The 20,446-nt window shown below is 71.0% G+C and carries 14 protein-coding genes; all 14 read left to right on the top strand.

What is annotated here, in order from left to right; genetic code table 11:
• Positions 1-474: 474 nt before the first annotated feature.
• Entirely contained in the window at positions 475-1,968 is a 1,494-nt protein-coding gene (locus ACIHFB_RS15325; protein WP_365286100.1) for a sugar transferase, read from the top strand.
• Positions 1,969-2,047: 79 nt separating this feature from the next.
• Positions 2,048-3,364, top strand: coding sequence for a nucleotide sugar dehydrogenase (locus tag ACIHFB_RS15320; RefSeq protein ID WP_365286098.1), 1,317 nt, complete (start codon positions 2,048-2,050; stop codon positions 3,362-3,364).
• Positions 3,354-4,619 (top strand): glycosyltransferase family 4 protein, encoded by a 1,266-nt coding sequence (locus ACIHFB_RS15315; RefSeq protein WP_400127019.1) that lies wholly within the window; start codon positions 3,354-3,356, stop codon positions 4,617-4,619. Before ACIHFB_RS15320 ends, ACIHFB_RS15315 begins: the two co-directional genes overlap by 11 nt.
• Complete coding sequence (locus tag ACIHFB_RS15310; protein WP_400127018.1) at positions 4,616-5,983, top strand: Wzz/FepE/Etk N-terminal domain-containing protein; 1,368 nt, start codon at positions 4,616-4,618, stop codon at positions 5,981-5,983. The genes ACIHFB_RS15315 and ACIHFB_RS15310 overlap by 4 nt, the downstream gene beginning before the upstream one ends.
• A complete protein-coding gene (locus ACIHFB_RS15305; protein ID WP_400127017.1) occupies positions 5,980-7,533 on the top strand; it encodes a Wzz/FepE/Etk N-terminal domain-containing protein in 1,554 nt (517 codons plus the stop codon). The genes ACIHFB_RS15310 and ACIHFB_RS15305 overlap by 4 nt, the downstream gene beginning before the upstream one ends.
• Positions 7,534-7,536: 3 nt before the next feature.
• Positions 7,537-9,471 carry an asparagine synthase (glutamine-hydrolyzing) gene (gene asnB, locus ACIHFB_RS15300; protein ID WP_365286090.1) on the top strand — a complete coding sequence of 645 codons (1,935 nt, stop codon included), beginning with the start codon at positions 7,537-7,539 and terminating at the stop codon, positions 9,469-9,471.
• A gap of 47 nt (positions 9,472-9,518) precedes the next feature.
• Positions 9,519-11,690: a bi-domain-containing oxidoreductase gene (locus ACIHFB_RS15295; protein ID WP_400127016.1), complete on the top strand. Its 2,172-nt coding sequence runs from the start codon at positions 9,519-9,521 to the stop codon at positions 11,688-11,690.
• Positions 11,687-13,657, top strand: a complete 1,971-nt coding sequence (locus ACIHFB_RS15290) for an alginate lyase family protein (RefSeq protein ID WP_400127015.1) — start codon at positions 11,687-11,689, stop codon at positions 13,655-13,657. The genes ACIHFB_RS15295 and ACIHFB_RS15290 overlap by 4 nt, the downstream gene beginning before the upstream one ends.
• 9 nt (positions 13,658-13,666) lie before the next feature.
• Complete coding sequence (locus ACIHFB_RS15285; protein WP_400127014.1) at positions 13,667-15,202, top strand: right-handed parallel beta-helix repeat-containing protein; 1,536 nt, start codon at positions 13,667-13,669, stop codon at positions 15,200-15,202.
• Between the two features lies 1 nt (position 15,203).
• The gene (locus ACIHFB_RS15280) at positions 15,204-16,535 is read left to right on the top strand and encodes an O-antigen ligase domain-containing protein (protein WP_400127013.1); all 1,332 of its coding nucleotides are present in this window, start codon (positions 15,204-15,206) and stop codon (positions 16,533-16,535) included.
• Positions 16,536-16,537: 2 nt separating this feature from the next.
• Positions 16,538-17,779, top strand: a complete 1,242-nt coding sequence (locus ACIHFB_RS15275) for a glycosyltransferase (RefSeq protein WP_365286080.1) — start codon at positions 16,538-16,540, stop codon at positions 17,777-17,779.
• Positions 17,776-19,011: a methyltransferase domain-containing protein gene (locus ACIHFB_RS15270; RefSeq protein ID WP_400127012.1), complete on the top strand. Its 1,236-nt coding sequence runs from the start codon at positions 17,776-17,778 to the stop codon at positions 19,009-19,011. Before ACIHFB_RS15275 ends, ACIHFB_RS15270 begins: the two co-directional genes overlap by 4 nt.
• A complete protein-coding gene (locus ACIHFB_RS15265) occupies positions 19,008-19,802 on the top strand; it encodes a glucose-1-phosphate cytidylyltransferase (RefSeq protein ID WP_365286076.1) in 795 nt (264 codons plus the stop codon). Before ACIHFB_RS15270 ends, ACIHFB_RS15265 begins: the two co-directional genes overlap by 4 nt.
• Entirely contained in the window at positions 19,799-20,446 is a 648-nt protein-coding gene (locus ACIHFB_RS15260) for a PIG-L deacetylase family protein (protein WP_400127171.1), read from the top strand. The genes ACIHFB_RS15265 and ACIHFB_RS15260 overlap by 4 nt, the downstream gene beginning before the upstream one ends.

Here is a 20,446-nt window from a genome sequence, read left to right as displayed (position 1 = left end):
GGCCGCCCGGGACCGCGCGTCATCACAGGTCACAACGCACGCCTTCGTCGCCGGCGCACCCGCAGGCGGTCACCGACCCGTGGACCCAGCTTCAAATCTTGGGCACAAATTCCACACACACCTCTCTCCATACGGGTCCTGATGGTCTAGATTGACCGTGCCTCACATGCTGGGACACGAGGCGACAAATGGTGATCCATGGGTCAGATGCTGTGGACCGTCAGCAGTTGCGCCTCCGGCATCAGGCGTGGGGGTGGTCAGTCAAGTCCGCTGCCGTCAGGGCGGGTTGTGCACGTAGCGCTGAAGTAGTCGCGATGTCATGCGGGAGGCGGGGGCCTCCCACGGGGAGGAACAGCGCGGCGCGGGGGGCGGGGGGTCTCCCGAGGGGAGGAAGCGTGCGGGGGGCGGGGGCCTCCTGGGGGGAGGAACGGTGTTAGGCGACCACGTCGTACCACTGGGGACCGGGGGGGTTCTGTGCGGCAGGGGGGACTAGTCGGCCCTTTTTCGTCAGAGCGCGGCAGTCTGGCGAGCGAGGCAATCAGCCGACCTGCAATCGAATGGGAACAGCGGTACCGCCGTACCGTGATCACCAGCGATACCGTGGCCACCGCCTTGGTGGTGGCGGGGATCGGTAACTTCTTCGGGGCCCGGGACGCGGCCAACTGGCATGAGAAATGGGGGATTCTCGCGTTCTGCACCGAGCTGCTGGTGCTGGGCGCGCTCGCGGTGAGCCGGGCCTGGGCTCCGGCCGTGCTCGGCCAGGGCGCGGAGGAATTCCGCCGGCTCGGACGCTCACTGTTCACGGCGACCGTCGTACTGGCGCTCGGCGGGATAGCCCTCACCTCACGCAACATCAAGCTCTGGATCTTCGTAGCGATCCCCGCGATCGCGCTCGTCACCATGACCGAGCGGTATCTGCTCCGCCTCCGGCTGCACAAACAGCGGAAGGAAGGGCAGTGCCTGAGACCGGTGCTCGCCGCCGGCAGCCCGGCAACCGTGCGCGACCTGATCAACCGCACCCGCAAGTTCCCGCATCTCGGCTGGCGGGTGGACGGAGTGTGCACGACAGACGGTCTGGGACTCGACAGCGACGAATTCGGCAGCGACGAACTCGACGGAGTGCCGGTCGTCGGCCGGATGACGGACGTCGCCAAGCACGTCGAGCACGACGGCTACCGCGTCGTCGCCGTCACACCGGACCCGCACTGGACACCGGACCGGCTTCAGCGGCTGGCCTGGAACCTGGAAGGCCTCGACGCCGAGATGGTCGTGGCCCCCGTGCTGATGGAGGTGGCCGGACCGCGGCTGCACGTCGATGCGGTGCTCGGGATCCCGCTGCTGCGGGTCAGCATGCCGACCTTCACCGGGGGGCGCCGGTCGATCAAGGGGGTCGTCGATCGGGTGGGCGCGGCGATCCTGCTGATGGTGTTCGCGCCGCTGATGCTGGTCGTCGGACTGCTCGTCGTGATGGACAGTCCGGGCGGGGCGTTCTACCGCCAGCGCAGGGTCGGCAAGGGCGGCCGCGAGTTCACCATTCTCAAGTTCCGCACCATGGTCACCGGGGCTCACGGCGCACGTGCCGGGCTGACCGACCGCAACGAGGGCGCGGGCCTGCTGTTCAAGCTCCGCCGGGATCCGCGGGTGACCCGGGTGGGATCGGTGCTGCGCCGCTACTCGCTCGATGAACTCCCGCAGCTTTTCAACGTGCTCGCCGGATCGATGTCGCTCGTCGGTCCGCGGCCCCCGCTGCCGGAGGAGTCCGCCGCATACGGCCCGGACATCCGGCGGCGGCTGCTGGTCAAGCCCGGGCTCACCGGCCTGTGGCAGATAAGCGGACGCAGTGACCTGCCGTGGGAGGAGGCGGTCCGCCTCGACCTGCGGTACGTGGAGGACTGGTCGCTCGCCCTGGACACGGTGATCTTGTGGAAGACGCTGCGTGCGGTGCTCCACGGACAGGGGGCGTACTGATGCGCGGGGGACGGCGACGCCGTACAGCCGGAGCACGGACCGCAGGCCGGGAAGGTCTGCCTGGGGGGAGGAACGCGTCATGAGAGTCAGCGTTTTCGGGCTCGGCTACGTGGGCTGTGTGTCGGCCGCGTGCCTGGCCAGCATGGGGCACGAGGTCATCGGGGTGGACGTCAACCAGGTGAAGGTCGACCTGGTCAACGACGGCAAGGCCCCGGTGGTCGAGGAGCGGATCGGCGAACTCATCGCCGAGGTCGTACGGAGCGGAGCCTTGCGTGCCACCGCCGACGTCCGCGAGGCGATCATGGGCAGCGAGGTGTCACTGATCTGCGTGGGCACGCCGTCTGAGCCCAACGGCAGCCTGTGCACCACCTACTTGGAGCGGGTCACCGAGCAGATCGGCACCGTGCTGGCCGAGCGGGGCGGGCGGCAGACCGTCGTGTTCCGCAGCACCATGCTCCCGGGCACCTGCTTGAACCTCTTGGTCCCGATCCTGGAGAAGTCCGCCGGCGGCACGGCCGGCGCGGACTTCGGGGTCGCGGTCAATCCGGAGTTCCTGCGCGAGGGCACCAGCGTGCGGGACTTCTTCGACCCGCCCAAGACCGTCATCGGCGAACTCGACCCGGCGAGCGGCGACACGGTGAGGGCGCTGTACGACGGCCTGCCCGGCGAGGTGTTCCGGGTGCCGGTCCCGACGGCCGAGGCGATCAAGTACGCGGACAACGCGTTCCACGGCCTCAAGATCGGCTTCGCGAACGAACTGGGCGCGGTGTGCCAGGCGTTGGGGGTCGACTCGCACCAGGTGATGGACGTGTTCCTGGCCGACCGCAAGCTCAACGTCAGCCCCGCCTATCTGCGGCCCGGCTTCGCCTTCGGCGGGTCCTGCCTGCCCAAGGACCTGCGCAGCCTGGTGCACGCGGCGCAGCGGGCCGACATATCGGTGCCCATCCTCTCCCACGTGCTGCCCTCCAACTCCGCACATCTTCAACGCGCGGTGGAGCTGGTCGAGCGCACCGGCAAGCGCCGGGTGGGCCTGTTCGGGCTGTCCTTCAAACCCGGCACCGACGACCTCCGCGAGAGCCCGCTCGTCGAGCTGGCGGAGCGGCTCTTCGGCAAGGGCTACGAACTCAAGATCTACGACGCCAATGTGAGCCTCTCCCGGCTGATCGGCGCGAACCGCGAGTACATCGAGACCCGGCTGCCGCACCTCGCGCAACTGCTCGCGGAATCCGTCGACGAGGTCCTCGAACACGCCGAGGTGTGCCTCGTCGGGACCAGGGATCCAGCCGTCCTGTCGGCGCTGCCCCACGGCGGCGACCCGATGATCGTCGACCTCATCCACCTTCCCGACGCCGAGACGCGCCGGACCGAACCGGGGTACATGGGCCTTGCTTGGTAACGCAGTCAGCCGCGACGGGTCGAACCGACGCGCGCTGATCCTGGTGGAGAACCTGTCGGTGCCGTTCGACCGGCGGGTGTGGCAGGAGTGCACGACGCTGCGCGACGCGGGCTGGACGGTGCACGTCATATGTCCCCGGGGGAGCAAGCGGGACACGGAGGCGGAGGCGGAGATCGACGGGGTGCGGATCCACCGCTACCCGTTGCGCGCGGCCACCGGAGGACCGGCCGGCTATCTCCGGGAGTACGGATCGGCGTTGTGGCACACGGCCCGGCTGGCCCGCAAGGTCGGCCCGGTCCACGTGGTGCACGCCTGCAACCCGCCCGACCTGCTGTTCCTGGCGGCACGGTGGCTCAGGCGGCGCGGCGCGCGGTTCGTCTTCGACCAGCACGACCTGGTACCCGAGCTGTACCTCTCCCGGTTCAACCGCGGCAAGGATCTTCTCTACCGCGCCGTGTGCGCGCTGGAACGGCGGACCTACCGGGCCGCGGACGTCGTGCTCGCCACGAACGAGAGCTACCGCGACGTCGCGGTGCGCCGTGGCGGAAAGCGGCCCGAGGACGTCTTCGTGGTGCGCAGCGCACCCCAGACCGACCGGTTCCAACCGGTGCCGCCCGAGCCGGAGTTGAAGCGCGGCAAGCCTCATCTGCTGTGCTACCTCGGTGTGATGGGCCCTCAGGACGGCGTCGACTACGCCTTGCGGGCCCTCGCGAAGCTGCGCGACGAGTTCGGGCGGACCGACTGGCACGCGGTGTTCGTCGGCTCCGGCGACGCCTTCGACGCGATGGTGGAGCTGTCCCGGCAGCTCGGTCTCTCCGAGCAGGTGCAGTTCACCGGGCGCATTCCGGACGCCGACCTGGTGCGCTATCTGTCCACCGCGGACGTGTGCCTTTCCCCCGACCCGCGCAATCCGCTCAACGACGTGTCGACCATGAACAAGGTCCTGGAGTACATGGCGATGGGCCGGCCGATCGTCTCTTTCGACCTGAAGGAGGCGCGCGTCTCCGCCGGTGACGCCGCCGTCTACGCGCCGGCCAACGACGAGGCCCAATTCGCCAAGCTCATCACGGTGTTGCTGGACGATCCGGAGAAGCGGGCCCGGATGGGCGAGATCGGCCAGGAACGGATCGGCGGGCAGCTTTCCTGGCGCAACTCGCAGGCATCGCTGCTCGCCGCCTACACCGCCGCATGCCGTGACCGCGGCGCGGTGTCGGCGGGCGACCAGGTCAGCACAGGGAAGAGGCAGCGGCGTTGAGCGAAGACACGATCCGCCTGGTGACGATCGGGCGGATACTCCGTCGGCGGTGGCGGCTCCTGGCCGTCCTCGCCGTGGTGGGCGCACTTGTCGGCTACGGCACCTCGGTGGTGTTCCCGCCGCGGTACACGACCTCGGCATCCGTACTGCTGCCGGGGCAGTGGGAAGAGCGCGAGTTGCTGACCCAGGTGGACATCGCGACCAGTTCGACGGTGGTCGACCGCGCGGCCGCCGAGCTCGGCTGGACGGACGTCAGCAGCACCGAGCTACGGGATCGGGTGACCGCCAAGGCCACCGACGGGAACATCATCAAGATCTCCGGAACGTCCGACACCCCGGAGCGCGCGCAGCGGCTCTCCGACCAGGTGGCCAAGGAATTCGTCGGTTTCGCCGCGCGCATCGCAGGCGGCACCACCGACTCCGCAGCGGCTACGGGGCCCGAGGCCCTGCGGCAGCAGGTGCGGGAGACCAACCGCCGTATCACCGAACTGGCCAAGGCGGCCGACCCGGGGCAGACCGTGGAGAGCGTGCAGGCCCGCACCGCACTCGAGGAGCTGCGGACCTCGCTGGAGGAGGCCATGACGAAGCTGGACCAGGCCGACCCGGCGAACGACAAGGCCGGCATGGTCGTCATGGGTCCCGCGGCCCGGCCGACCGGCGAGGCGGCGCCGACGAGGATGCAGCTCACCGTCGCCGGGGCGCTGCTGTTCTTCCTGTTCGCGGTCATCGGCCATCTCGTCGCCGCACGGATGAATCGCAGGCTGCGCACCGAACCGGAGATCGCCGCGGCGCTGGGCTCGGCACTGCTCGGTACCGTCGACGTGCCTGAAGAACCGGGCTCGCACCGGCCGGAGGGTGGGGGCCCACGCGCCTGGATCCGCCGGCTCCTCGGCATCGACACCCGGTGGGACGTACCGACCCCGCAGAGGTCCGGTGACGAGGCCGGTCGGCGGATCCGCTACCGGCGGGTGTGCGCCCGCCTCCGGGACCGGATGTCGGCCCCCCGGCGGCTGCTGGTCGTCGTACCGGACGGCGATGACATCGCGCGCCGGGCCGCCGGGCAGCTCGTCGCCGAGGGCAAGAGCGATCCGCTGCTGCGGGTGGTGGAGGTCTCGATGGACCGGCCGGTCGTGCCGGACCGCGACACCGAGTCCGGTGCCCTGGTCCTCCTCAGCGCGGGCAGCTGGACCGCGGAGGAGCTCGCCGGTATCGCCGAGGCGTGTGCGGACGGCAGGCACGAGGTCGTCGGCTTCGTCGTCGCCGGCCCGGTCCGGGCCCGTCCGACGCGGTCCGCAGGCCGTCCCCCTGACGAACCCACTCCCGCGCTCGCTGTTCGCGGCCACGCGACGGGAGGTTCGCTGTGACGACGAGCACCCCTTCGGAGTCGTCCACGGCCGCTCCGCTGTTCGACCTACAGGCACTGGTGGTGGCGGTGCGCAGGCGCCGCCGCCTCTGGTCCGCCATGGCGCTGCTGGGCCTGGTGATCGGCGCGGCCGTGGCGGTCCTGCTGCCGCCGCCACCGAGCGCGGTGACCAAGGTGCTGGTCGCCCATGCGGAGGACCAGCCGAACGACACCGGAACGCTGATCCGCACCGACGTCGAACTGCTGGGGACCACGCGCATCGCCGAGCTGGCCCTGCGGTCCCTCAAGTCCCCGGAAAAACCCGAGGACTTCATGAAGGACTACCGGGGCACCGGCCTGACCAACAACCTGCTTCAGATCGAAGTGACAGGTGACAGCGACGCGGATGCGGAGGCCCGGGCCAAGGCGCTGGCCGATGCGTTCGTCGCGGACCATGTGCGGCGGATGCAGGAAGCCGCGAAGGCCGAGTCCCAGGCCCTGCTCGACCAGCGTGACCGGATGCGGGACGAGCTCGCCCAGGTCAACGCGGCGATCGGCGACCGATCTCCGGAGAGCGACCCGGAAGCGTCGGCGGCCATCGAGTCGCTCTTCGCCCGCCGGGCCGAACTCAACTCACGGATCGCCGACTTCGACCAGCGCGCCGCCGACGCGCGCACCGGCACACCCAAGGTCGTCGCCGGCACACAGATCGTGGACGCCCCGCGCGCGCTACGACACTCCCTGCCCAAGTCCGCTGCCACCAACGCCGCGATCGGGCTCGTCCTCGGGCTCGTCCTCGGCCTCGGGCTGGCCGCGGTCGGCACGGTGGTGGCGGACCGCCCCGTGCTGCGCCGGGACATCGCGGCGAACCTGGGGGCCTCGGTCATCGCGGAGCTGCCCCGCCGGTCGGGCAGGCTGTGGCGGCGCCGAAGGACCAGGGCGACCCGCGAACGGCTCACCGCGACCCTTGCCCGTACCGTGCGCGGCTCCGCGGAACCGGTGTCGCTACTGGAACTGGGCAGTGCGCGCGGCACGAGCGCGATCGCCCTGGCCCTCGCCAAGGCACTGGCGGCGGACGGGCCGGTGGTCGTCGTCGATGGTCTGCCCGGCACGCAGCTCGCACACCGCCGCCCGAAGCCGGGAGATCCCACCGTGGTCCCCGGCGAGCGTGCCGCAGCCGTGTCCCACGACGAGCGCCGCATCGGCGTCGGCTCGGTCGCGCCCGGCACTCCGTGGACCGACCTCCAGTACCTCGGCACCCAGACCGTCCTCGTCGTGCGCGCCGGACACGCCAGTGCCGCATGGCTGCACACCGTGGCCCGGCAACTCGCGGACCAGTCCATTCCGGTGATCGGTGTGGTGCTGATCGACCCCGATCCGCGTGACCGGACCGACGGCACCCTGTGGGACGGGCTGCACACCGCGCTGCGCGGCCGGAGCGAGATACCGGTCCGGCAGCACGGTGGGGGTACCTCCCACGCCGTTCAGGCAGTGGGGGAGGGCGCGCGGCGGACGGAGCGGCAGCCGGTGTGGGCCGCACGGGGCCCGGACAACGACCAGGAGGCTCGGTAGCACATGTGTGGCATCGCAGGCAGTTACCGATGGCCCGACGGGAAGGCCGTGACCGACCGGCTCACCGACACCCTCGCCCACCGCGGTCCGGACGGGGCGGGCCGGTACGGCCACCCCGTCGGTGACGGCGAAGTGCAGCTCGGGCACCGCCGGTTGTCCATCATCGACCTGTCCGAGACCGGCGCCCAGCCGATGGTCTCGGGCGGCCTCGCCCTCACCTACAACGGCGAGCTGTACAACGCGCCCGAGCTGCGCGCCGAACTGGCGGCCGCCGGGGTGCGCTTCCGCGGTACCTCCGACACCGAGGTGCTCCTCGAGGCCTGGCGGCGCTGGGGCACGGACTGTCTGCCCCGGCTGCGCGGCATGTTCGCGTTCGGGATCTTCGACGAGCGGACCGGCGAACTGGTCCTGGCCCGCGACCAGTTGGGCATCAAGCCGCTGTTCCTGCTCCGGCGCGGCGGCGGCCTGGTGTTCGCCTCCGAGCTCAAGGCGCTCGCCGCCGCGACCGGCGGGACGCTGGAGGTGGACCATGCGGCGCTGGTCGCCTCGCTGCTCTACTACTGGGTGCCGGACTCACGGTGCGCGTTCCGCGAGGCGGAGAAGCTGCCGCCGGGCAGCTGGCTGAGGTGCCGGCCCGACGGCCGGGTCGAGCGCGGCCGGTTCTGGAACCTGAAGGACGTCGCCGCCGAGGGCCAGGAGCGAGCCCGTGCAGGGGAGCAGCCGGACCTGGCCGCCATCGTCGAGGAGTCGACGCGCCGTCACCTGCTCTCCGACGTACCCGTGGCGACCTTCCTCTCCGGCGGCCTCGACTCCAGCTACCTGACCGCGCTTGCGGCCCGCGACCGGCCCGGGATCTCCGCTTACACGATCGGATTCCGCGCCGAGGACGCCAAGTTCGAGGCGATGCCGGACGACCTGCGCTACGCCCGGCAGGTGGCCGAGCGGTTCGGCGTCGACCTGCACGAGATCGAGATCGCCCCGAACGTGCTCGATCTGCTGCCGCAGATGACGTACCACCTGGACGAGCCGATCGGTGACCCCGCCGCGATCAACACGTTCCTGATCTGCGAGGCCGCCCGGGAGGCCGGGGTCAAGGTGATGCTCTCGGGGATGGGCGCCGACGAGCTGTTCGCCGGGTACCGCAAGCACCTGGCCAACCTGCTCGCGCTGCGCTACCAGCGCGTCCCGCGGCCCCTGCGGCGCGGTGTGTCCGCGGCCGTGGACCGGCTGCCGGTCGCAACGGCCCGCCGGGGGTATCGGTCGGTGCGCTTCGCGAAGCGGTTCCTGTCCTTCGCCGATCTGCCGGAGGAGACCGCGTTCCGGCGCAGCTACACCATGTACGACCAGGCGGAGTTGCTCGCCCTGGTCGATCCGGACCTGGCCGGGACGGTCGACGACGTACTGACCGAGCACGCGGACGTCTACCAGGACAACGACCTCGACGACTTCGTCAACCGCATGTGCCTGGGCGACGCCCGGATGTTCCTGCCGGGCCTGAACCTCGCCTACACGGACCGCTCCAGCATGGCCGCCTCGACCGAGGTACGGGTGCCGTACGTGGACGTCGAGGTGGTCAAGGCGGCGTTCGCGGTGCCCGGCGACCGCAAGATCGTAGGGCGGCAGGGCAAGGCCGTGCTCAAGGAGGCGGCCACCTCGATCCTGCCGCGGGAGATCGTGTACCGGCCCAAGGGCCTGTTCAGCGCCCCGCTGCGCGCCTGGATGAGCCGGGACCTGGCGCCGCTGGTGCGCGAGGTGGTCAACGACGGTGTGCTCGTCAACTCCGGGCTCCTGCGCCGTGACGCGCTGGCGCGGATGGTCGCCGAGGACGCCGCCGGGCAGCGGGACTTCTCCAAGCATCTGTGGCATGTGCTGACGCTCGAGTACTGGTATCGCGACGCGACCTCCGGGTCCGGTCGGAGCGCTCGCTCGGCGGCGTAGAAGACGGCGAAGACTGCGAAGACGGCTGAGAAACAAGGGGACTTCGAGTGAAGCAGGTCGTACAGAACTACAAGAGCGGCGAGCTGGCGGTGCTCGACGTGCCGGTGCCGGGGTGCAAGCCGGGCGGTGTGCTGGTCCGTACCGCCTACTCCCTGATCTCCACCGGGACCGAGCTCATGAAGGTGTCCGAGGCCGGCATGTCGATGCTGGGCAAGGCCCGCTCCCGGCCGGACCAGGTGGCCAAGGTCATGCAGAGCGTGGCCACCAACGGGGTGCCCGCCACCTACCGCAAGGTGATGGGCAAGCTGGACTCCTACACGCCGCTGGGCTACTCGCTGTGCGGGGTGGTCGAGCAGGTCGGCGCCGGGATCGACGATGTGAAGGTCGGCGACCTCGTGTCCTGCGCCGGCAACGAGCACGCGTTGCACGCCGAGCTGAACTGGGTGCCGAAGAACCTCTACGTCCCGGTGCCGGACGGCCTCGCGCCGCGGCACGCCGCCTTCGGCACCGTCGGGTCGATCGCGATGCAGGGCGTCCGCCAGGGCGAGCCGCAGCTCGGCGAGGCGGCCCTGGTCATCGGCCTCGGGCTGATCGGGCAGCTGGTGGTGCAGCTCCTTTCCGCCGCGGGGGTCCGCGTCGTCGGGGCCGACCCCGACCCGGTGCGCTGCGAGCTCGCCGAACGCCTGGGCGCCGCGGCCTGCGGCGACCCCGCGTCCGCGGCCGTGGAAGCCGCCGTCGCCGAACTCACCGACGGCCACGGCGTGGACCAGGTGTACCTGGCCGCCGGCGGCGGCACCAACCAGCCCGTCGAGCTGGCCGCCCGGCTCTGCCGGGACCGCGGCAGGGTCGTCGACATCGGCAAGTGCCGACTGGACCTGCCGTGGAACGCGTACTACGAGAAGGAGCTCGACGTCCGGTTCTCGCGCTCGTACGGCCCCGGCCGTTACGACCCGGAGTACGAGCTGGAGGGGCGCGACTACCCGATCGGCTATGTGCGCTGGACCGAGCGCCGCAACCTGGCGTGCTTCCTGGACCTCCTCGCCCGCGGGCGCGTCGACGTGGAGCCCTTGGTCTCCCACGTCGCCGACTTCGACGACGCCGTGGAGACGTACCGGCGCCTGAAAGAAGGCGAACTGAAGGCCGTGGCCGTGCTGTTCCGGTACCCCGAACATACGGCGGAGGCGGCGGCTCCGGCGGTGGCTGTGCCCGCGGTGAACGTGCAGCGGAATCCCACCCGGGCCGCCAAGACGCCCGTACGGCTCGCGTTCGTCGGCGCCGGCAACTACGCGACGTCGATGCTGCTGCCGCACCTGACACAGCGCGACGGCGTCGAGTTGTCGACCGTCGTCACCACGACGGCGCTGTCCGCGGCCAACGCGCAGCGGAAGTTCGGCTTCGCCGAGGCGACCACCGATCTCGACGCCGTGCTCGGCGACAAGTCCATCGACGCGGTGTTCGTGGTCACCCGGCACAGCTCGCACGCCGAACTGACCCGGCAGGCACTGCTGGCCGGCAAGACCGTCTTCGTGGAGAAGCCACTCGCCCTCACCGAGGACGAGCTGGCCGGTGTGCTCGCGGCGGTGGAGGAGTCCGGCAACGACCGGCTTCAGGTGGGCTTCAACCGCCGGTTCGCGCCGCTGCTGCAAGAGGCACGGGAGCGGTTCGGCGCCCGGAGCGGTCCGGCGAGCCTGCGCTACCTGGTCAACGCGGGCCGGTTGCAGCACGGCAGCTGGTACCTCCAACAGGGCACCGAGGGCTCGCGGTTCGCAGGCGAGGGCGGACACTTCATCGACACGGCGAGCTGGCTGCTCGGATCCGACCCGGTCTCGGTGTACTCGGTCGCCACGTCCGGCAACGAGGACCTGCAGATCGTGCTGCGCTACCCGGACGAGTCCACCGCCACCATCAGCTACGTCACCACGGGCGCGGCCGGCTTCCCCAAGGAGACGTTGGATCTCGTCGCGGACGGCAAGGTGCTGCGGCTCGACGACTTCGTCCGTGCCTCGGTGTACGGCCCCAAGAAGTGGGTCAGTTCGCGGCTGCCCAAGGCCCGGGACAAGGGCCAGAACGCCGAACTGGCCGCGTTCACCAAGGCCGTGCGGACCGGCGGGCCGATGCCGGTGCCGCTGGAGTCGCTGGTCGCCACCACGGCGGCCACCCTCGCCGTGCAGGCCGGCCTGGCGGGCGGCGCGCCGGTGACGTTGGCGAGGGCACGATGACCATGAGCGCGGGCTGGTACCTGCGGCGGCTGTCCCGGATGGGACCGCGGGAGGTCGGCGGCCGGGTGGGCGACGCCGTGCGCAGGCGGCGGTGGCGCTCGGCGCGGCCGGACTGCCCGACGGTGACCGGAGCCCGGTTCTCCGCGGTACTGCCCGCCGGCACGATCGCGGCCATACCCCCGGACGCGGCGAAACGTCTCATCGCCGAAGCGGACCGGCTGATGTACGGGCACGTCGAGTTCTTCGGCGTGGTCCGCGACGACCTGGTCGACCCCGACTGGTGGTGCGACCCGAAGACCGGGCGCCGGGCTCCCTGGGGCTACGCCTTCGACGTGCCGTACCGGAACGAGGACGCGGTCGGGGACATCAAGCAGATCTGGGAGCTGTCCCGGCATCAGTACCTCACCGTGCTCGCCGCCGCGTACGCGATCACCGGGAACGAGCGGTACGCCGAGCGCGTGGCCGAGCATCTGCGGTCGTGGTGGACGGCCAACCCACCGCTGCGCGGCGTGCATTGGATCAGCGGCATCGAGCTGGGCATCCGGCTCCTTGCCTGGGTGTGGATCCGCCGGCTCCTCGACGGCTGGCCGGGCGCGGCCGGTCTCTTCGAGGACAACCCGGTGGCGCTGAACCAGATCTGGCACCACCAGCGCTGGCTGGCCGCCTTCCCCAGCCGGGGGTCGTCGGCGAACAACCACGTCATCGCCGAGGCCGCCGGGCAGCTCGCCGGGGCCTGCGCGTTCGGGTGGTTCCCCTCCTCGGCGCGCTGGCGGGACGACGCACTGCGGTCGCTGGAGCGACACCTGCGCGGCAACACCTTCGGCTCCGGTCTCAACCGCGAACTGGCCACCGAGTATCACGGACTCGTGCTGGAACTCGGTCTGGCCGCGGTGGCCGAGGCGGACGCCGCCGACGTGCCGGTCCCCGCATCGATCCGGCTGGTGCTGCTGCGGATGACCGACGCGCTCGCGGCCGTCGTGGACAACCGGCTACGGCCGCCGCGCCAGGGGGACGCGGACGACGGGCACGGTCTGGTCGTGGACGGCGCGGGCACCGACCGCTGGGCTTCGCTCCTGGCCACCGGGGACGCCGTGTTCGGCCGGCTCGACTGGTGGCCGGCGGTGACCGGCACCGATGTGCGCACCCCGTTGCTGGCCGCGTTCCTCAAGCCCACTGAACCGGCCGTGACCCGCCCGGTGAGCCGACCGGCCCACTTCGCCGACGCGGGGCTCACGATCCTGCGCGGTCCGGAGGAGATCTGGTGCCGCTGCGACGGTGGCCCGCACGGCTTCCTGTCCATCGCCGCGCACGGCCACGCCGACGCGCTGTCCGTGGAGGTCCGGCACGACGGGGTCGACGTCCTCGCCGACCCGGGGACGTACTGCTACCACGGGCAACCAGAGTGGCGGCAGTACTTCCGCTCGACCCTCGGCCACAACACCCTGCAACTGGACGACAGTGACCAGTCCGTCTCCGGCGGCCCGTTCCTGTGGACCCGGCAGGCCCGCAGCCGCGTGCTGGCAGCGGACACGTCCGGCGCCTCCGACGGGGGGATGGCCCGCTGGTGCGCCGAGCACGACGGATACCAGCGCGCCCATGGCGCGGTGCACCGCCGCCGGGTGGAGCTGACGGCCGGGAGCCGGGAGCTGACGGTGGTCGACGAGGTGCGCGGCCAGAACGGCCCGCGCCGGCCCGTGCGCCTGGCGTTCCACCTCGGCCCGGCGATCGCCGCGGACCTGGTGGGGCACCGGGCGGCGCTCACCTGGACCCGGGACGGCGAGGGGCGCTCCGCGGTGCTCGACCTGCCCGGGCAGCTGTCCTGGCGGGCGCACCGCGGTGAGAGTGACCCGCCGCTGGGCTGGTACTCCGCCGGATTCGGGCGCAAGGAACCCGCCACGACGCTGGTCGGAACCGGTTTCGCCGAGGGCGCGGAGGGCTTCACCACCGTGCTCAGGTTCCGCGGCTAGGGGGGGCGAGTGAGGATCAGGATTCGGCACTGGGCGTCGGCGGCGGCACCGCTGGCGCTGGGCCTGCTGGCGACCGGGTGCGTGGGCACGTCGGACGCCGGGGCGGAGCCGAACGACGCGCCGTCCAAGTCCACGTCCGCAGCCGTGTCCGTGGCCCGCGTGTGCGCCAATCCCGCGGCCGGGCCGGCGAAGGCGCCGGCGGGCGCGGTGACCGTCGACCCCGCGGTGGTCGGCGACCTGGCGGCGAAGACCAAGAGCAGTCCTGCGAACACCACGTTCTGGCTTCGACCGGGCAAGCACCGGCTCGACCCGGACCGCTACGCCCAGGTCATCCCCAAGGAGGGGAACCGCTACATCGGCGCGCCGGGCGCGGTGCTCGACGGCGGGAAGAAGAACCAGTACGCGTTCGGCGGCAATGCCGGCGACGTCACCATCAGCCATCTGACCGTGCAGCGTTTCGTCGCGCCGCACGACGAGGGCGTGGTCAACCACGACTCGGCCGACGGATGGGTGATCGAGCACGCGACGATCCAGTACAACTCCGCCGCCGGTCTGATGGCCGGGGCCCGCCAGCAGGTCCGCGACAGTTGCCTGCGCGGCAACGGTCAGTACGGCATGAACGCGTACCAGGCCAAGGGCCGTATCAGCGGCCTGGTGGTCGAGGGCAACGAGATCGTGGGCAACAACACCGGCGACTGGGAGCGGCGGCGCGAGGGCTGCGGCTGCACCGGAGGCATCAAGTTCTGGGCCGTCAACGGCGCCGACATACGCGGCAACTGGGTGCACGACAACCGTGGAACCGGGTTGTGGGCGGACACCAACAACAACGACTTCCGCATCGAGAACAACGTGATCGAGGCCAACGACGGTGCCGCGCTGATCTACGAGACCAGCTACAACGCGGTCATCCGGAACAACACGATCAGGCGGAACAACTGGGTCGACGGCCGCAGGGAAGCCGAGCGTGGCGACGACTTCCCGTACGCGACCGTCTACCTGTCCGAGTCCGGCGGCGAGCCACGGGTCAAGGCCCGCACCGGCAAGATCGAGGTCTACCGGAACGTGCTGGAGAACAACTGGTCCGGGATCACCCTGTGGGAGAACGCCGACCGGTTCTGCAACAGCCCGGCCAACACCTCCTCCGGTGACTGCACATTGCTGGTGAAGGACACCGACCACTGCGCGAAGCCGGCGATCTCCACCGCGCCGCTCTACGCCGACTGCCGGTGGAAGACCCAGCGGGTGGACATCCACGACAACCGCTTCGTGCTGGACACGTCCGTCGTCAAGTGCACGGTGATGTGCGACCGGATGGCGGTCCTTGCCAACTACGGCACCTATCCGGACTGGTCGCCGTACAAGGGCGAGCGGGTGGCCGAGGCGATCACCACCAAGCAGCACAACCGCTGGCACGACAACGTCTATGTCGGACCATGGAAGTTCGTCGCCCAGGACCAGAGCCGGGTGCTCGACTTCGCGCAGTGGCAGGGCACGCCCTACCAGCAGGACGCCGGCAGCACCCTCGACCCGCGGGCCGGTGGTTGAGATGGGCGGAGCAGACCTGCGGCGCGGCGGACGGCTGGGCGGACCGGACACGGTGGACACCCGGCCCGGCGCCGAACCGCGTCCGGCCGGCACACCGAAGGTCGTGGGGATCGTCTGGGGGTTGCTGGTCCTCAACACGCTCGGCTCCGCCGGGGCGAAGACCATCATTCCGCTGCCCCGCTCCCTCATCCAGATGGTCACCATGGGCGCGCTGGTCGCCGCGTTCGCGCTGGCGCTCGCCGTCAATCTCCGGCTGCGGATCCGGCCCAGCGCCTTCGTGTTCCTGCTCACCCTGCTGCTGGTGCCGAGCCTGATCTCCAGCGTGAACCTGGAATCCGGGTTCGGCGCGCTGTTCCGCTGCGCCCGGCTGGCTCTCTTCATCGGCACGCTGTGGCTGCTCAGCCGCTGGTGGGACGGCGGCCTGGCGTTCGTACGGCACCACATACGGATGTACTTCGTGGTGCTCGGGTCGGTGGCCGCCGGCCTGCTCATCTCACCGGGCGCCGCCCTGCCCGACCTCTACGGCGGACGCCTTGTCGGCGCGTTGTGGCCGCTCACCCCGCCGCAGATCGGACAGTACGCCGCGGTGATCATCGGGCTCACCGTGCTGCTCGTGGTGGGCCGCCGGACCGACAAAGTCAGCGCGGCGGTGGTCATCGTGCCGTCACTGATCCTGCTCGCGCTGACCCACACCCGGACGGCCACGCTCGGCCTGCTCATCGGGCTGGCGCTGGCGATCGGCTCGCTCATCCTGACCAGCGCGGCGGCCCGCCGGTTCTTCACCTGGACGGTGCTGTGCGCCACGGTGGCCGCCGTGGGGTTCAGCTCCGCGCTGCAGGCGTGGTTCCTGCGCGGGCAGAGCCAGGAGAACTTCTCCGACCTCACCGGCCGGGCCAAGGTCTGGGAAGCCCTGCTGGCAGCGCCCCGGACGACCTCGGAGAAGTTGTTCGGCATGGGCCTGGGCGACAAGTCGTTCGGCGGGCTGCCGATCGACAACAGCTGGCTGGCCGTCTACCAGGAACAGGGTCTGACCGGCGTCTCCTTGGTGGCGGCGATCATCATCGTGCTGGGCGGCGTCGCGTTGCTGCGGCCACCGTCGCTGCAGAGGGCCTGCGCGATCTTCCTGATCAGCTACTGCGCGATCGCGTCGTACACCGAGGCCGGCCTCGGCGACGCCTCCCCGTATCTGCTCCATCTGGCCCTGGCCGCCTCGCTGTTGGCGGCACCTGCCACGGCGCCCGTCGCGGCGCCCACCGGGGCCGCTCCTCTTGCGACGCCCGAAGCCCCTCGACGACACGTCCCGCGCTGGGCCCGTAGATCGGAGGTGACCTGACCATGCACGTTCTGGTGGTGCACAACCGCTACGCCTCGGCGCAGCCGAGCGGGGAGAACAAGGTCGTCGACCAGGAGGTGGAGCTGCTGCGCGCGGCCGGCCATCGGGTCGACGTGTTCGAGCGGCGCAGCGACGACATCGCCGCCCGGTCCCTGCTCAGCAAGGCCGCGTTGCCGCTCCTGGTGCCGTGGAACCCGGCGGTCCGCACGGAACTCGCCGCCCGGCTGCGCACCGAACGGCCGGACGTGGTCCACGTCCACAACGTCTTCCCGCTTCTGTCGCCCGCGGTGCTCGCCGCCTGCGCCGACGCCGGGGTGCCCGCCGTCGCCACGCTGCACAACTACACCCAGGTCTGCCCGCCCGGCACGCTCCAGCGGGACGGCCGGCCGTGCACCGAGTGCGTCGGCTCCACGCCGCTGCCCGCCGTCCGGCACGGCTGCTACCGGAACTCCCGGCTGGCGACGGTGCCGCTCGCGGTCAGCCTGTCGGTCAACCGGCGGCGGTGGTGGTCCGGCGTGGAGCGGTTCTTCTGCATCTCCGCGGCGCAGCGCGACGTCCTGGTGCGCGCCGGCATGCCCGCCGAGCGGCTGGCCGTGAAGCACAACTTCGTGCCCGACCCCGGCACTCGCCGGACGGGCGACGGCGAGCATGTGCTCTTCCTCGGCCGGCTCGCGGAGGCCAAGGGCGTACGGCTGCTCATGACCGCGTGGGACGAGATCGCGGCGAGCGGCGGTGTGGGAGTACCGCTTGTGATCGCCGGCACCGGCCCACTGGAGCAAGAGGTGACCGCCTGGGCCGCGGGCCGGGACGACGTGCGCTACGTCGGCCTGTACGACCCGGAGCAGTGCCGGCAGGTCATCGCGAGGTCGGTCGCCGTGGTGGCCCCCTCGACGTGGCTGGAGGCGTTCGGCCTGGTGGTCGTGGAGGCGATGGCGGCCGGGGTCCCGACCGTCGCCGCGGGCCACGGCGCCTTCGTCGAACTCGTCGACGACCGCGTGACCGGGCTGCTGCACCGGCCGGGTGAGGCCGCCTCGCTCGCGGCCTGCATACGCCGGATCGCGGCCGAGCCGGCCCTGGGCCGGGAGATGGGCCGGGCGGCCCGGCGCCGATACGAGCAGGGTTTCAGCCCGGCCGTCGGCCTGGAGCGCCTGGTGGATGAGTACCGCACCGCGATCGCGGGACGGTCAGCACTGGCTCGCGGCGGGGACACCCGCGCGAGCAGGGGGGATGGGGACAGTAGATGACACGATGCCGACTCTGCGGCTCGGAAGCGATGGCGAGCGTCGTCGACCTTGGAGCGACGCCGCCGTGTGAGAGCTTTCTCGCCGCGGACCAACTGGACCAGCCGGAGCCCGCGTACCCGCTGCACCTACGGGTCTGCACCGGCTGCTGGCTCGCGCAGATCCCGCCGCTGATCACGCCGGAGGAGACGTTCAAGGAGTACGCGTACTTCTCGTCGTACTCGACCTCCTGGGTGGAGCACGCGCGCACGTTCGTCGCGGATGCCGTGCAGCGGGTGGGTCTCGGGTCCGACGCCTTCGTGGTCGAGGTCGCGAGCAACGACGGCTACCTGCTGCGGCACGTGGTCGATCGCGGGATCCGCTGCCTCGGCATCGAGCCGTCGGTGAACGTCGGCGCCGCGGCGCGCGAGAAGGGTGTGCCCACGGTCACGGAGTTCCTGGACCCGGCCACCGGCGACGCCGTCCGCGCCGAACACGGCCCGGCGGACCTGGTCGTGGCCAACAACGTGTACGCGCACATCCCCGACGTGGTCGGGTTCACCCAGGGGCTGCGCGCCCTGGTCGCCGACGACGGCTGGGTCTCCATCGAGGTGCAGCACCTGCTGACCCTGATCGAGGAGAACCAGTACGACACGATCTACCACGAGCACTTCCAGTACTACACGGTCGCCTCCGCGATCCGGGCTTTGGCGAGCGGCGGACTGGCGCTCGTGGACGTCGAGTTGCTGCCCACGCACGGCGGCTCCATCCGGCTGTGGGCCCGCCCGGCCGAGGTGGCCGGCGAGCCGACGCAGCGGGTGGTCGACGTGCTGGACCGGGAGAAGGCCGCCGGGCTCCAGGAGCTGTCCGGGTACACCGAGTTCTCCGCCCGGGTGGCCAAGGTGCGCCGGGACCTCCTGAAGTTCCTCATCGAGGCGGCCGAGCGCGGCGAGACGGTCGTCGGCTACGGCGCCCCGGGCAAGGGCAACACCCTGCTCAACCACTGCGGCATCCGGCCCGACCTGCTCGCGTACACGGTCGACCGCAACCCCTACAAGCACGGCAGGTTCACCCCGGGCACCCGCATCCCGATCCTGCCGCCCGAGCAGATAGCCGCCGACAAGCCCGACTACGTCCTCGTCCTGCCGTGGAACCTGCGGGCCGAGCTGGTCGAGCAGCTGTCCTTCATCCACGACTGGGGCGGCCGGCTGGTCTTTCCCGTCCCGGAACTGAGCATTGTCGAGGTCAAGTCATGAAGGTCGTTCTGTTCTGCGGCGGTTACGGGATGCGGATGCGCAACGGCGCCGCCGACGACGTGCCCAAGCCGATGGCGATGGTCGGCCCGCGGCCGCTGATCTGGCACGTCATGCGCTACTACGCGCACTTCGGGCACACCGAGTTCATCCTGTGCCTCGGGTACGGGGCCCACCACATCAAGAACTTCTTCCTCAACTACGAGGAGACGACGTCCAACGACTTCGTGCTGCGCCACGGGCGGACTGAGCTGCTGTCCACCGACATAGCCGACTGGACGATCACCTTCGCGCAGACCGGCATCGAGTCACCGATCGGGGAGCGGCTGCGCCGGGTGCGGCACCACCTGGACGGCGACGAGATGTTCCTCGCCAACTACGCCGACGTGCTCACCGACGCCCCGCTGCCGGAGATGATCGAGAAGTTCACCCTGCGTGACGCCGGTGCGTCGATGATGGTGGTGCCGCCGCAGTCCTCGTTCCACTGCGTGGAGCTGGGCGAGGACGGCCTGGTCGGGGGCATCACCGCGGTGAGCGAACTGCCGCTGTGGGAGAACGGCGGCTACTTCGTGCTCCGCCAGGAGGTCTTCGACCACATACCGGAGAACGGGGACCTGGTCGCCGACGGATGCGCCCAACTGGCCAAGCAGGGACGGCTGGTGGCGCACCAGCACCGCGGCTTCTGGAAGCCGACCGACACCGTGAAGGAGCGGGCCGCGCTCGACGCCGCCTATGCCCGGGGGGAGCGCCCGTGGGCCGTGTGGGAGCGGGACAGCGCCGGAGCGAGAACGTGATCCGGCTCGGGGCCGGGCCCCTGGACCGGATCGTCGCGGTGGGCGCACACTGCGACGACATCGCCATCGGCGCCGGCGGCACGCTGCTCACGCTGTGCCAAGGGCGGCCGGGCATCCGTATCGACGCACTGGTTCTCACCGGCGGCGGCAGCGAGCGGGAGCAGGAGGAACAGGCCGCACTCGCCGCCTTCTGCCCGGGCGCCGACCTGCGCCTGACCGTGCACAAGCTGCCGGACGGACGGCTGCCCGCGCACTGGGAGGAGGCCAAGGCCGCGGTCGAGGAACTGCGCGAGCAGACCGACCCGGATCTGGTCCTGGCCCCGCGCACCGATGACGCGCACCAGGACCACCGCGGCCTGGCACAGCTGATGCCCACCGCCTTCCGCGACCACCTCGTGCTCGGCTACGAGATCGTCAAGTGGGACGGCGACCTCGGCCGGATGGCGGCGTACCAGCCGCTGTCGACGGAGATCGCCGAACAGAAGGTGCGGCTGCTGCAGGAGCACTACCCCTCGCAGCGGCAGCGGCCCTGGTACGACCGGGAGGCATTCCTCGGGCTCGCGCGGATCCGCGGCATCGAATGCCACCAGCGATACGCCGAGGCGTTCGCCGTCACCAAACTCACGCTCGATCTGGGGGACTGA

The organism is Streptomyces sp. NPDC051963 (assembly GCF_044593495.1).
GTDB lineage: Bacteria > Actinomycetota > Actinomycetes > Streptomycetales > Streptomycetaceae > Streptomyces.
This window is presented reverse-complemented; position numbering and strand designations above follow the sequence as displayed.